This is a genomic window from Actinoplanes sp. ATCC 53533 (assembly GCF_003947245.1).
On sequence record NZ_QHHV01000210.1, the window covers coordinates 1 to 14,027 of the forward strand.

The following is a 14,027-nucleotide window of genomic DNA, read 5'->3' on the forward strand; positions in this document are numbered from 1 at the left end:
GAGCGGCTGGGCCGAAGCGGTCTGGGCGGAAGCGGTCTGGGCCGAAGCGGGCTCCTCCAGCACGGAGGCGAGCGCCGGGTCGCGCAGCCCGCCGAGCAGGCTGACCCTGGCGAGCGCGGGCGTGCCGCTGGACTCGTAGAGCCGTACGGTCACGCCGTCGGCGGGATCGACCTCGCCGGACAGCCCGGCCGCCAGGGGGTTTCCGCGCGGCTTCAGCGCGGCGAGGATGACCCGCTCCGGTCGCACCGACCCCAGGCTCGCCCGGGGCGGCAGCGGCCCGGGCCCGGCGGCGACCACATCGGTTCGCACCGGGTGGTTGAGCTCCTGCCCGGCGCGGACGAAGCCGGCCCGGCGCCAGTCTCCCGGCCCCGCCACCAGGCTGTAGCGGAAGGTGTGGCTCCAGTGTTGCAGGGCGAATCCGGCGCCGTCCGGCGTGGTGCGGCGCGGTCCGTCGATCCACACCCCGCTCGGCCAGCCGCTGCAGGCTCGCATCAGCGACAGGTACAGCGTGCCGTCGGGCTGCGCCACGAAGCCGGGGGTGCCGTGGTTGACCAGGGCCACCGAGTAGTCGGTGAGGGTGTCCTCGCCCCCGACGAGCGCCCCCGGCTGATGGACGTCGATCGTCGCGTCGGCGAGATCGGCGATCAAAGCGTCGGTGTCGGAGTCGGCAACGATGAGCACCGGCAGGTCTCGTGGGGCACGCAGGTCGGCGTCGGGGATCCAGACCGCGGCACGTGGCCGGGCCGCCGGCACCAGCACCCGGCCGGTCTCGGCCAGCGTCCTGCGGTAGCCGTCGTCGCACGCGCCGAGGACCGCGTCGGCGAACGCGTTGCGCGTGCCCACCACGATGCGGATGTCGGGCAGGTTCGAGTCGACGTCGAGCGCGCCGTACCGCGGCCCGTCCGGGTGGGTGCGGGTGGCGGTGACGCCCTGGCCGACCAGGGTGGCGAGCAGCGTGCGGATCCGGTCGCGGTGTGCCTCGTCGTCGGCCGCGATCACCTCGGCGACGCCGATGGCGTACCCGTGCCGGCCGCCGTCCGGGTCGTGCACGACGATCCGGGCGGTCGACGAGAGCCCGGCCCAGGTGTGCGCCGGGTTGTCGAGCGTCCACAGCGACTCGGCCGTGTCGACGTCGGGGAACCCGAACGGGCGCCCGATGGCCGCGAAACCCACCTCGGACACGGGCAGGGCGCCGGGCAGGTCGACGTCGAACCGTACGCGCAGCAGCCGGTCCTGGCCGATCGAGCCGTCGACGTGGGTGCGGAAGTCGATCCGGTCGGCGCCCTCGGCGAGCAGCACCTCGCGGGTGACCCGGAGCCCGCCGAGCGCGGCGACACTGGTCAGCCGGCTGCCCAGCGGGCTGTGCTCGACCCGTACCTCGGCCGGCCGGTCCGCGAAGCCGGCGCCCGGCCCCTTGGGCAGCAGGTGCCAGGGCCCTTCCCCCCAGACGTGATGTCCGTCGTACTCCTCCTGCACGGTCAGTTCCCCGCCGAGCCCGCCCGGCCGCAGCAGGTCCCGGCCGGTGCGGCGGTCGACGATGCGGCTGAGGGCGCCGCCGCGTTCCGGGTCCGCCTCGATCGCGAAGGCGTCGTTGTCGATCGCGGTCGCGCCGGGCCGCGTGGCCCAGCCGGCGACGGGCCGCCGCGGTGGCCCGGCCGGCACGGCGCGGAACACCCGGTATCCCAGCGCCGGCACGTCGGCGGCCAGGAAGGACACCTCGACCTCGGCCAGCGTGCCGTCGGCGTGGCGCCGGACCCCGTCGGCCACGGCGGGCACCTCCGCGCCGTCGTCGTCGCGGATCTGGAGGTCCCGGGGCCCGGGCGCCGGATAGTCGAGCCGCACCCGGGTGCGGCCGTCGCGCGCCCAGGACATCGAGTTGCTCACCAGCAGGGCCTGCCCGTCGCCGCTGGTGTCGGCCTCGCCCGCGAGGTGGGCGACGGCGTCCCGGCGGGCGGCGCCGGCCAGGCTGTGCGCCTCCTGCCAGCCGGCGACCAGGTCCAGGTAGACCTGGTCGGACTCGGTGCCGGTGACGGCGTCGTGGTGGGCGCCGTAGGCGAGCAGCCGCCACGCCTTGTCCAGGGCCTCGCTCGGGTAACGGTCGCCGAGCAGCGCGGCGAGGGTGGCCAGCCGCTCGGTGTCCAGGACCAGCGTCTCCACCGCGCGCTGGGCCTGCTTGGTGTCGATGTAGGACACGTCCTTGCCGGGGTAGACCGGGTTCATGTCGCGGGTCTGCGGCGAGACCACCCGGCCCGCCGGGTCGTGCGCCGGGCCGCGGCCGGACAACTCGGCGCGGACCGCGGCGAAGAAGTCCCGGGGCACCCCCATCCGGAACTTCGGCCACTCGTACCGCCGCGGCCATTCGCGGTGGATCTCGGTGCACCAGCGGGACGGGATGTTGTGGTCGTGGCCGACCGGCAGCAGCACGTTGCGGGTGGCGGCGACCTTGCGCAGCTCCCGGTACTGGGCGTACGCCTCGGTCATCGCCTCACCGAGGGTCTCCTTGCGCTCGACGTCCCAACCCGCCACGTAGTGGTTGGCCATGTAGGCGGTGAGCAGGCCGCGCCCGGTGGGCGAGATCCACTCGAACTCGCTGGGGAACTGCATGCGGGTGATGTCGCCGGTGTGCCGCTTGGCGCCGACGTGGTGGAAGGGGCCGCGCGCCCAGGCGCTCGAGGTGAGCCCGGCGTCGGCCATCAGGCCGGGGAAGGCCGGGTCGTGGCCGAAGACGTCGAGCATCCAGGCGGTACGCGGGTCGCCGCCGAGGACGTCACGCTGGTAGCCGACGCCGTACACGGCGTTGCGGATCGTCGACTCCGGATGGGTCAGGTTGGTGTTGGGCTCGTTGTACATCCCGCCGACGAGCTCGACGCGGCCGTCCCGCACCATCCGGCGCAGGTCCGCGCGGTCGGCGACGAAGACGTCCCAGTAGGGCTTGAGATAGTCGATCTCGGCGAGCACGAACTGGTAGTCCGGGTCCCGGCGGGCCGCGTCGAGGTGCGCGCGGACCAGGTCGAACGCGGTCCGCACGAACGGCGGGCGCAGCCGGTCCACCCCGGGCACGTCGGGCAGGTCCTGCCACACCTCGGTGAAGCCGCGCTGGGTGTTCCACCAGACCGGGTCGTAGTGGAAGTGCGAGACCATCCACATCGTCCAGCCGGTGGCCGCCGCGCGTACCTCGCCCTCGGCGGTGACCCGCCCGGCCGGGCCGTCGGCCACGGCCGTGACCCGGTGCGGGGAACCCTCGCTCGCCGGGGCGGCGATCAGCACGCCGACCTCCACGACCCGTTGCTCGCCGGCGGCGAGTGCCTCGGTGACGGCCGGTTCCGGGGTACGCACGGAGGGGCCCTCGACGCGTACCCGTACCGGAGGACTCGCCTGACCGGCAGTGAGGGTGACCCGGACGACCTGGCGGGGAGCGCCGGCCGGCCCGAGGAACAGGTCGGTGGCCTCGATCTGACTGATCAGCATGCGCCGGTCCTTAGCAGGGGTCTAGGCGAACGGGGTCTGGGGGAGCGGGGTCTGGGTGAGCGGGGTCCAGGTGAACGGCTCGGCGCGGGCCCAGTCCGCGTCGAGTTCGTGATAGAGCCGGCCGATCGCCGCGGCCCGGCGGGTGAGCTCGGGCAGGCCGGTCAGCGACCGCTGGGCGACCTCGACCGGTGCCGGGCTCTCGTGCACGGCCTCGGCGACCTGGGTGAACGCCAGCGTCTCGGCGAGCGGGACGAGCAACGGCACGGCGGGGTCGGCGACGTGGTCGAGCAGGTTCTCCAGCAGGTCCGCGCGTGGATACTCGCCGGTGCCGTCGGGGGTGCTGAGCCGGTCCAGCGTGTAGTGGAGCACGGCGGTGCCGAGGCTGCCGTACACGGTCACGGTGGGTTCGGCGGGTGGCCGCGCGCAGAGCGTCACCGCCACGGTGACCGGGGTGCCGCGGGCGGTGACGATGCGGGCGCTCGCGGTGTCGTGCGCCTCCGCCGCGCGGGTCCGGTAGGTGTCCAGGACGACCTCGCGGACCGGCTCGTCGCCGCCGGAGCCGTCGAGCCGCAACGCCAGCGCGACCCCGTGCGCGAACGGATTGGTCAGCGCGCCGTCGTTGACCGCCCGGCCGTCCAGCCGGCGCCGGCCGGCCCATCCCGCCCGCCCCCAGTACTCCTCGTCGCGCCACCAGAGTCCGGTGACGCCGATGCCGGTGATCCGGCCGTACCGGCCCGCGCCGATCTGCCGGGACAGCTCGGTGACGGCACCGGAGCCGAGCGCCTGGAACCCGACCTGGCAGGCCCGGCCGGTGGCGCGCTGGGCGGCGAGCAACCGGCCGAGGCCTTCCAGGGTGGGCGCCGGCGGCTTCTCCAGCAGTACGTGCGCTCCCGCGCGCAGCGCCGCCTCGGCCAGGTCGACGTGCGTGTGCACGGGGGTGGCGATGACGACCACGCCCGGCTCGGTGGCGGCGATGAGGGCCGCCGCGTCGGGGCCGTACGCCGCGTCGCCGGCCAGGGCGCGCTGCTCGGGGTCGAGCGGGCGCGGGTCGGCCACTCCGGCCAGCCTGATCCGTCCGGCGCTGTGCAGCCGGGCCAGGCGGTCCAGGTGACCGCGGCCGTAGCCATGTGCGCCGACCAGCAGGACGCTGGGCCTGCCTTCGCTGGGCTTGCCGAAGCTGGGCTTGCCGAAGCTGGGCTTACCGACGCTGGGCCGGCCGGAGTGTCGCGGGCTCATCCGATCGTCAGCCGCGGCGGACCCTGACGGACAGGCCGGTCCTGGTGTAGACCGGCTCGACGCGGTATCCGGGGGTGCGCACCGTGATGGCGGCGAAACGGCCGGTCAGCTTGCGGGCGCGCAGCACCGGCACCAGGTCGCAGCCGGCGCCGACGGTCAGTTCCAGGGTGCTGTCCTTGCCGATCTCGGCCGGGCCGTCGACGGTCAGCGCCGTGGCACCGCGCGACAGCGTGGCCGCGAGCACCCCGCCGCGCTGGAGGTAGCCGCCGCACACCGATACGCCGCGGGTCACCCGCAGCGTGCCGTTCTGGACCTCGACGTCGCCGCTGCCGAGGGCGGACTTCGAGCCGGCGACCAGCGTGCCGCCCAGCACCCGGACGCCGCCGCGGAACCGGTTGGCGCCGGTCAGGCCGAGCGTGCCGGTGCCGCGCAGGACGAGCCCGCCCCGGCCGTCGATGTCGTTGCGCCAGGTGTCGGCCGCACCGAAGCCGCCGGCGGCCGCGTGGAGCGTGACGTCGACGGTGCTCTCGAACGCGCCGTAGCCGTCGGCCGCGGTGAACAGGTCGAGCCGGCCCCAGCCCTCGGGCCCGTCCAGCAGGGCGTAGCCGGCGGGCAGCGCGGTGCTGCGCAGCACCGCGCGGCGCTGCTCCGCGGTCAGGTACGGCTGGCGGGTCTCCAGCAGCACCTCCGCACCCTTCGGTACGGTCAGAGCCACGTCGCGGCCCTCGCGGGGCAGGATGTAGGTCAGCCGCGGGTGGACCGCGCGGGCGTTGGCCGCGCGATCGGCGTACGGGTCGACGGTGCTGTCGCCGCTGTGCGCGTAGGCGAACAAGGTATCGGCGGTGGTGCCGGTCTTGGCCTGCAGGTAGGCCGCGGCCTGTGCCCGGGCGTCGGCCTTGAGCTGCGCGTTCGCCGGGTCGTTCAGGATCGCGGCGGTGAGCGCGGTGGCCAGGATGCGGCCGCTGACCACGTCCACCGGCGAGTGCATGCCGGCCGTGATCCGGGTGTCGGCGAGGTCGAAGGCGCAGGCGACCAGTTCCTGGAAGCGCTCCGGCACGGCGTACGCGTAGGCGAGCGCGGCGAGGTGGACCGCGTTGGTGTGCCCGCTGGGGAAGCCGCCGTCCTCGGCGGGGTTGAGGCTGCGCTGGCGCAGCAGTTGGGGCGCGACGACGACCTCGGACTGGTAGACCGGGAAGCCCAGCGCGTCGACGGTCCCGGTGTCGATCACCTCGCTGTTGGCGGTCATCCGCCACGGACGCGGGTACTGGTACGCGAACTTGCTGGGGTTGCTGGAGGAGAAGTTGCCGCGCACCGTGTTCACCAGGTTCACGACCGCGCCCAGGGCGGAGGTGGGTGAGCCGGCGCCGATCGCCGATCCGGCCGGGGCGCCCGCCGGCACGGCGTCGCTGATGGTGGTGGCCGGGGTGCCGGCCGGTGCGGAGGTGATGCCGGTGACCGCGAGCGCGCCGGCCTTGTAGACGTCCGCGAGCACGCCGAGCCCGGTGATGACGGAGTAGCTCTGGTGCTGACGGTCGACGATGAACGAGCGGGCCGCCTCGGCGTCGGTGCGGGTCGCGGTGCGGGACTCGCAGAAGCGCACGTTCGCGCGCAGCACCGCGGGTGCCAGCACGGTCCCGGTGTTCCAGGCCGTTCCGGTCTGCCACAGCTCCTGGAAGCCGGAGAGGATGCGCACCGCGCCGTTGGTGTCGACGGTCAAGTTGGCGGTGAGGTTGGTCTTGTAGTCGTCGACGAAGGCCTTGACCTCGGCGGCGACCGCGGGGCTGGACATCCAGGAGAGGATCGCCGGGCCGCCGATCAGCCCGGCGGAGGCGGTGGCGGAGGCGCGCAGGAGCGTACGGCGGCTCAGGCTCATGAGGGGAATCTTTCTTTGACCGGTGGGGAGGGGGTGGTGCGGAGCTGTGCTGGTGCGGAGCTGTGCTGGTGCGGAGCTCAGTCCTTCAGCCCTGCGTTGATATCAGCGCTCATCACGTACTTCTGGAAGACCAGGTAAATGGCGATCAACGGGAGCATGGACAGCACGGAGGCGCCCAGCAGGACCGACCAGTTGACGTTCTGCGCGCCGACGATGCTCGCGACGCCGATCTGCAGGGTGAACTGCTTCGGGTCGTTGAGGATGATCAGGGGCCAGAGGAAGTCGTTCCAGCGCCACTGGAACGAGAAGATCGCCAGGGTCAGGATGATCGGCCGGGCCAGCGGGAGCATGATGCGGATGAAGGTCGACAGCTCGCTGGAGCCGTCGATGCGGGCGGCCTCGAGCAGGTCGTTCGGCACGGTGACGAAGAACTGCCGGAACATGAACGTGCCGGTCGCGGTGATCACGGCGGGGACCACGACACCGGCGAGGCTGTTGTAGAGGCCGATGTTGCGGATGACGACGAACAGCGGCGCGAGGATGGTCTCGCCCGGCAGCATCGTGGTCAGCAGGATGCAGCCGGCGAAGATCTTGAGCCACCAGCTGTTGTACTTCGCCAGGGCGTAACCGGCGGCGGCGCTGGCCACGATCGTCAGCAGGGTCGCCGAGACCGCCACGATCAGCGTGTTGACGAAATACTGGGCGACGTCGAACTTCGTCCAGGCCTGGGTGTAGCCGGACACCGTCCAGTGCTTCGGGAAAACCGTGAGCGGGTACGAGAAGAGGTCGCCGGCGGGCTTGAACGAGCTCAGCAGGAACCAGACGAGCGGGAGGCCGTAGACGACGGCCAGGAGCCACATGATCGAGCTCGTGCCGATCGACCTGGGCACGTCGCCCTTCTTGCCGGCCTTGCGGCGGCGCAGTGCGGGAGGCTTGCTGGCGACGGCCATCTCAGGACCCCTTCCGGCGGCTGGCCAGCAGCTGCACGACGGCGATGATCACGAGGATCAGCAGGAGCACGAAGGACGCGGCGCTCGCGTAGCCGATCTGGGCCTTCCGGAAGCCGGTCGTGTAGATGTACTGGACGATCAGGTTGTTCTCGGTGCCGGGGCCGCCCGCGTTGATCGCGAAGATCAGCCCGTACTCCTTCATGGTGTGCAGGGTGCTCAGCAGCACGACGATGAAGGACGTCGGCGCGATCGCCGGCAGGGTGATGCGGCGGAACTTCTGCCAGGCGTTGGCACCGTCCAGGTCGGCGGCCTCGTAGTACGACGTGGGCACGTTCTTGAGGGCCGCGACGAACAGCAGCATGTTGAACGCGGTGCCCATCCAGGTCGCCGCGATGACCACGACGATCAGCGAGAGGTTGGCGTTGGACTGCCAGGGCAGCGCCTTGCCGCCGAGCTCGGTGAGCACGAAGTTGACCAGGCCGAAGTTCTCGCCGAACAGCCACCGCCAGATGACACCGGCGATGATCGGGGAGATCAGCCAGGGCATGAAGAAGATCACCCGGGTCACCGTCTTGCCCTTGCTGTGCTGGCTGACCAGCAGGTAGGCGGTGCCCAGCGAGGCGACGAAGGTCAGCGGGACGACGGCGCCCGTGTAGATCAGGGTGCGCCACAGCGCCGCGTAGAACGCCGAATCGTTCACCAGGCGCTCGTAGTTGTCCAGCCCCACGTAGGGCGCGGTGCCCACGCCGGTGTAGCTGGTGAACGAGTAGTTCAGGCCGATGACGGCCGGCCAGATGAAGAAGAGCAGGAAGAGCACGAGGTTGATGGAGATCATCAGCAGCGGTGCTGCCGTATAGCTGTTGAGCTTCCGCTTCGGCCACCATCGCGATCTCGTGGGCGCCGGCTCGCCGTCGGCGGGGGCGCTCCGCGGCTGGGCCTGGATGCTGTCGACCATGCTCTGTCCTCCCTCCAGCCGTGTGGGCCCGCCGTCGCCGGCGGGCCCACCCGTCATGGTCCTAGCCGATCTGCTGGTTCAGACCCGCAACGATGTTGTCGACAGTCTTCTGGGTGTCCTGCTGGCCGTTGACGAGCTTGCCCATCTCGTCCTTGACCAGGGCATCGTCGACGGACTTGCCGGCCAGCAGCAGCTTCGTCTGGTTCGCCTGCCCGGAGGCGGAGATCGGGTCGGCGAGCTCCATCTCCTTGACGTAGAGGGCGAACGCGTCCAAGGCGGCCTGCTTCTTGAACGGGTAGGTCAGCGTGAGGCCCTTCTCGATCGGCAGGTAGCCGTTGGCCTGGGCCAGCTTGGTGTAGTTGTCCCGCTGGAAGATGAAGTCGACCCACTGCTTGGCCGCGTCGGCCTTGCCCTTGTTGCTGAACGCGACCACCTTGCCGCCGAGGTTGATGTCGGTGGCGTGCACCGGCTGCGCCGGGGTCGGGGCGGAGGCCCACTCGAAGTTCGTGATGCCGTCGGCGAAGTCGGCGACCTGCCAGACGCCCGAGAAGTACGCGACGACCTGGCCGCTCTTGAACAGCGCGTTCGGGTCGGCGCCCGCGCCCCAGACCGACTTCGGCATGATCACGTCGTTGTTGAGCTTGGAGAACGCGTCGATCGCCTGCACCGTGGCGGCGTCCGGCGTCGCGAACTTGCCGTCCGCGCCGAGCTGGAAGCCCTTGCCGCCGTGGGTGTAGATCCACGGCCGGATCCGGGCGGGCGAGCGGTCGTAGACGAGGTCGTACTTGGCCTTGGTGGCGGCGCGGACCTTGGCGGCCGCGGCGAGGAACTCGTCCCAGGTCCAGGTGTTGGCGGGGTCGGTCGGGTAGGTCACCTTGGCCTTGTCGAACAGGCTCTTGTTGATGTAGAGGCCGGCCGCCGTGACGTCGGACGGGATCGCGAGGACCTTGCTGTCCTGGGCGGTGACCAGGTCCTTGTTGATGTTGTTGGTCGCGTTGTTCGCGGTGGCGCTCAGGTCCTGGAGCTGGTTGACCCAGATGGTGTCCAGGGACGGCACGCTGGCGGTGTCCGGCAGCGCGTTGGCCTGCGCCGCCTGCTTCAGCTTGTCCTGGTATCCGTCGTTGGGCAGGTTCACGATCTCCACGGAGATGCCCGTCTTCGCCTGGAAGTCCTTCGCCAGGTCGATGTAGCCCTGATCCTGGGCCGACGTGGAGTACCAGAACGTGATGCTCTTGGCGCCCGCGCTGTCGTCGGAATCGCCCGAGCTACAGGCACCCAGGGTGAGGGCCGCTATGACGCCCACGGACAGCCACCGCAAACGTCCCCTCCGGACCGTCGCCGAAATCGCCATGCTCATCTCCTTGGAAAGATCGTAGGCCCCGTGGCGACGGACGTTAGAGGAAAGCGCTTACCGCGTCAATGAAGTCGACACCCCGCAGAAACATTTCATGGCCTAATCGTGATCCTGTGCGGTTGCCATGATCACGAAGCGTTAACCGCTTCCTGGCCAGCGAAGTCACCGCTCAGGGGCTATTTGTATGGTTCCTTAAACGTCGGGCCGGTGGGCCGCGGGCGGGTTAGCATTTACGAATGTCTATCAACACGCGGGCCGGAGCCTGGCCGGAAACGTAGAGAAGCATTCCCGTCGCGGCATCTGTGCCGCCAAGGAAGTCATATTCCTCGCCGGGATGATAAGCCGGATTCGCCGCGGCGGCCCGCAGGGGTCCGCCTCGACCGTCCGTCGCCTCGGAAACGGTTACGCTGAGTTGATCCTCGCCCATCCGGTAGCGAGCGGTGGCCGGCCCTTCGAGCTGCCACCGCTGCCCGCCGAGCGCACGCGCGCCGGTCAGCGTCCCACCGGACCGGAACGCCAGCTCCAGCGCCCAGTCCACGGTCGCCCCGGAGACGTCGACGGTGAGCCGGACGCCGTCCCCGCCGAGCACGGCCCGGACCGTGGTGGACAGCGCCACCTCGTCGCGCGGGCGCCGGCCGAAGTCCATCGCGGCGCTGAACCGGCCCTCGTCGCCGAGCGGGTAGGACCCGTCGCCGGCCCGGTCGGCCGCCGCCAGCGGCTGATAATAGGCGGCCGCCACGGTCTCGGTCAGCGTCGCGAGCGTCTCCCCGCCAGGCCCGTGCCGCACGGCCAACCCGTCGCTGCGGAACGGGCCCAGGCCGAAGAAGGTGCGCGACAGGCGCACGCTCTCCAGCACGGCCGCCCCGGCGAAGACGCGCAGGAACGTGGGGGAGTTCGCCAGCCCCGACCGCACCCGGCCGTGCCGGGCGTAGTCCGAGCCGCCGAACACCACCGTGCTCACGGCCGGCTGGTGATCCACGAGCAGGCCCGCCCGGCCGAAGACGCGCTGCCGCCGGCTCCCGGGCGCGACGGGCTCCGGCAGCGGCCGCGCGATGCCGGGATCGAGCAGCAGGTGGGTGGCCGCGTCCGTGGGCGAGGCGACGCCCTGCGCCAGCGCCAGCCCGGCGGCCCAGGCCAGGTCGCCACGCCCGCGCAGCAGCGCGACCCGGCGCAGCGGCAGCAGGTAGGCGGCCAGCGGAATCGGCCACCGCTGGTCCTGCCGGCGGGACAGCACGGTCTCCACGGATCCGTCCGGCAGGAGCAGGTCGAGCGTCGCCGCGAGATTCCGCTCGACGGCGTCCACGAGCTCCGGGCGGTCGAAGACCTCGGCGATGGTGAGCAGCGACGGGTTGGACACGTGGGCGGCGTAGTTGGCGCTACGCTCGGAGTACAGCCCGTCGTCGATGTCCACCCCCTCGGCCAGCCACTGGCCGACCCGGTCCGCCAGCGCCGGCCGCGGCGCGAGCCGGTGCAGCCGGGCCAGGGCGGCGGAGAGCTCCCAACGGTGGTTCGGGGTGTGCACGCCACCCTTGACGAGGGCCGGGCCGGCCGCCGCCAGCAGGTCATCGAGCACGGCGGCGAGGCGCCGGACCGCGGCGCCGGCCGCAGCCGGGTCCGCAATTGGGCCGTCGTGCACCGCGGCGTTGTCCGCCATTGGGCCGTGGTGCATCGCGTGGTTGCTCGCTGCCGTGTCCGCCGCTGCGCCGTTCTGCGCCGCGTCGTTGTCCGCCATCGCGTTGTTGTGCGCCGCGCCGTTGCTCGCTGCCGGGTCCGCCGCTGCGCGGTCGTCCGTCGCCGCGTTGTCCGCCCGGCGCGGCGGGATCGCGGCGTCGTTTCGCGGCGGGGCTATTGCCGCGTCGGCTCGGCGCAGCATCAGTGCGGCGTCGGCGAGATCGTTGACGCTGAAGGCCGAGTCGGGTGGGGAGTCGACGTTGTCGCCGCCCGAGAAGAGCCCGCTCGGCTCCCGGAGTCGCTGGAGCCGGCCGGCGAGGTTGACGGCGTGATCGAGCAGGTCGGCGGCGCCACCGTACGCGGAGCCACCGGCGCCGCACCAGGCCGCCACGAGAGCCTTGATCCGCGCGGCCAGCGAGCGATGCGCCAGGTGTTGCCAGGTGTCGCCGCCCGCCTCCTCGGTGATCTGGCGGATCTGCTCGTCCAGCGCGGCGCGTACCTGTTCGACGAACGCGGCGTCGACCGGCGCGGTCACCGGGCGTGCCGGGAAAGGTGTCGAACCGCGCCGCGGGCGGGGACCGCCCCGGCCGGACCGCGGCAGAGCCTCGGCCGCATCACCATGTGGAGCACCCCATCTACCTCTCGCCCGCGGGCAGGAAAGCCCTTTCCTGACACCCTATCCCGCGGCTTGACGGTGGCCGCGGGGCTCAGTCGCAGTGCTCGAACGGGCTGTTGTAGCTGGCCCCGCCGGTCGAGCCGCCCCACTTGACGCAGACTCCGGCGGCCTTGGCCCGCACCGGCCCGGCGTAGTACTTGAACGAGCCGCTGTCGGTAGCGCGGGCGCTGCCCTTCACCTCCAGATATGCCGAGGCCGTTGTCGCGGTGCCGACGGCGGTGGACTTGAGGGTCACCGTGCAGTTGGCGCCGGTGCCGCTGTGGTAGAGCAGATAGACCTTGCCCGGCGAAGCCCCGCCGGAGCCGCTCAGCGTCGCCGAGTCGATGACCTGGTATCCGCTGCCGCAGGCCTGGGCCGCGGTGTACGGATTCTTCTGGGTGGCCGCCTCGGTGGTCTTGGTGGCGGTCGCGGCCGGACCGGAACTGCCGGGCGCGGTCGGCCCGCCGGCCGGCGGGGTCGTCCCCGTGGCGGCCGGCCCGGTGGGTTTGGCGCTGGTCTTGGCCGGTTTGGCGGTCCGGGTCGCGGCACTCGCCGCCGGCTCGCCGGCCTCGGTCCCGGTGCCGGAACCGGGCCCAGGAACCGGACCGGAACCGGGGCTGAGCGGGGCGGCCCCGACCGAGGGGGCCGCCGCCGGCCGGTCCGACGACTGCGCCTCCGCGGACGTGAACGCGAACCCGACGGCCGTCGAGGCCAGCCCGATCACGACCGCGCCCGCCACGCCGGCGAGCACGAGTTTGCGGCGACGGTTGTTCGGGGGCGTCGGCACGATCCGCGGCGAGTTGGCGAAGGGGCCATAGCCAGCGTCGAAGGCGCCGTGCGCAACGCCCGCGCCGCCGCCGGGCGGCTGGTTGCCAACGGGCGGGTTGCCAACGGGCGGGTTGCCGACCGGAGCGCTGGCAGCAGGCGGGCTGGCGGCAGGCGGGTTTCCGACCGGCGGGTTGCCGACCGACGCGCTGGCGGCAGGCGCGCTCGCCATGGGCGCGCTCCCGGCCGGCGGGCTGCTCTGCGCGGCGCGGGCGGCCTCGGCGAAGACCGCGGCGCTCGGATACCGCCCGGCGGGATCCTTCGCCAGGGCCCGGGCCACCAGCGCCGCCACCGGCGCCGGGATCTCCGGCGGCAGGGCGGGCGGCTCGCCCTGCAGATGCTGGGCCACCACGTGCAGGGGGTTGTCGCCGATGAACGGCGGCCGGCCGGTCAGGCAGCAGTACGCGACCGCGCCGAGCGCGTAGATGTCCGTCTCCGCCGACACGGGCTGGCCGGTGGCCTGCTCGGGTGCCATGTAGTGCGCGGTGCCCAGGACTACGTTGGTGCCGGTGAGACCGGTGACGTCGGCGGACCGGGCCACGCCGAAGTCGACCAGGACGATGACGCCGTCCGGGCGGACCAGCAGGTTGCTCGGCTTGACGTCGCGGTGCACGATGCCCGCGCTGTGCGCGACGTGCAGCGCCTGCGCGGCCTGCGTCACCACGGAGAGGGTCTCCGCGACGCCGAGCCGGCCCATCGACTTGATCCACTGAGACAGCGGCGCGCCCTCGATGTATTCCATGACGAGGTAGTCCAGCCGGTCGCCGCCGACCTCCGCCTCCTCGCCGTAGTCGTACACCTGGACGATGCCCTGGTGCCGGAGGGCGGCCATCATCCGCGCCTCAGTGCGGAACCGGGCGATGAACTCCGCGTCGGAGATCAGCGACGGCAGCAGCACCTTGACCGCGACCTCGCGGCGGAGCAGCACGTCGGTGCAGCGCCAGACCTCGCCCATCCCGCCGGCGGCAACCCGCTCGTTCAGCTGATATCGGCCGCTGAGTACGACTCCCGCAGAAAGCACCGCAACAAGGTACCCGCCG

8 protein-coding genes are annotated in these 14,027 nt (G+C 72.2%); all 8 read right to left on the bottom strand.

What is annotated here, in order from left to right:
* The coding region (locus DMB66_RS47670; protein WP_125810728.1) for a glycoside hydrolase family 38 C-terminal domain-containing protein at positions 1-3,468 on the bottom strand (3,468 nt) is incomplete at its 3' end.
* Between the two features lie 21 nt (positions 3,469-3,489).
* A complete protein-coding gene (locus tag DMB66_RS47675) occupies positions 3,490-4,704 on the bottom strand; it encodes a Gfo/Idh/MocA family protein (RefSeq protein WP_125810729.1) in 1,215 nt (404 codons plus the stop codon).
* 7 nt (positions 4,705-4,711) lie between these two features.
* Positions 4,712-6,577: a phosphatase PAP2 family protein gene (locus DMB66_RS47680; RefSeq protein ID WP_125810730.1), complete on the bottom strand. Its 1,866-nt coding sequence runs from the start codon at positions 6,575-6,577 to the stop codon at positions 4,712-4,714.
* Between the two features lie 77 nt (positions 6,578-6,654).
* The gene (locus DMB66_RS47685) at positions 6,655-7,527 is read right to left on the bottom strand and encodes a carbohydrate ABC transporter permease (RefSeq protein WP_125810731.1); all 873 of its coding nucleotides are present in this window, start codon (positions 7,525-7,527) and stop codon (positions 6,655-6,657) included.
* A 1-nt stretch (position 7,528) separates the two neighbouring features.
* The gene (locus DMB66_RS47690) at positions 7,529-8,482 is read right to left on the bottom strand and encodes a carbohydrate ABC transporter permease (protein WP_125810732.1); all 954 of its coding nucleotides are present in this window, start codon (positions 8,480-8,482) and stop codon (positions 7,529-7,531) included.
* A gap of 61 nt (positions 8,483-8,543) precedes the next feature.
* Entirely contained in the window at positions 8,544-9,833 is a 1,290-nt protein-coding gene (locus DMB66_RS47695; protein WP_199753052.1) for an ABC transporter substrate-binding protein, read from the bottom strand.
* Positions 9,834-10,059: 226 nt separating this feature from the next.
* Entirely contained in the window at positions 10,060-12,042 is a 1,983-nt protein-coding gene (locus DMB66_RS47700) for a hypothetical protein (RefSeq protein ID WP_125810734.1), read from the bottom strand.
* Positions 12,043-12,214: 172 nt separating this feature from the next.
* Positions 12,215-14,008, bottom strand: a complete 1,794-nt coding sequence (locus DMB66_RS47705) for a serine/threonine-protein kinase (protein WP_125810735.1) — start codon at positions 14,006-14,008, stop codon at positions 12,215-12,217.
* Positions 14,009-14,027 lie beyond the last annotated feature (19 nt).

Coding starts and splice junctions, on each gene's coding strand:
- DMB66_RS47695 (WP_199753052.1), bottom strand. CDS start 9,833: ATGGCGATTTCGGCGACGGTCCGGAGGGGACGTTTGCGGTGGCTGTCC.
- DMB66_RS47685 (WP_125810731.1), bottom strand. CDS start 7,527: ATGGCCGTCGCCAGCAAGCCTCCCGCACTGCGCCGCCGCAAGGCCGGC.
- DMB66_RS47690 (WP_125810732.1), bottom strand. CDS start 8,482: ATGGTCGACAGCATCCAGGCCCAGCCGCGGAGCGCCCCCGCCGACGGC.
- DMB66_RS47680 (WP_125810730.1), bottom strand. CDS start 6,577: ATGAGCCTGAGCCGCCGTACGCTCCTGCGCGCCTCCGCCACCGCCTCC.
- DMB66_RS47675 (WP_125810729.1), bottom strand. CDS start 4,704: ATGAGCCCGCGACACTCCGGCCGGCCCAGCGTCGGTAAGCCCAGCTTC.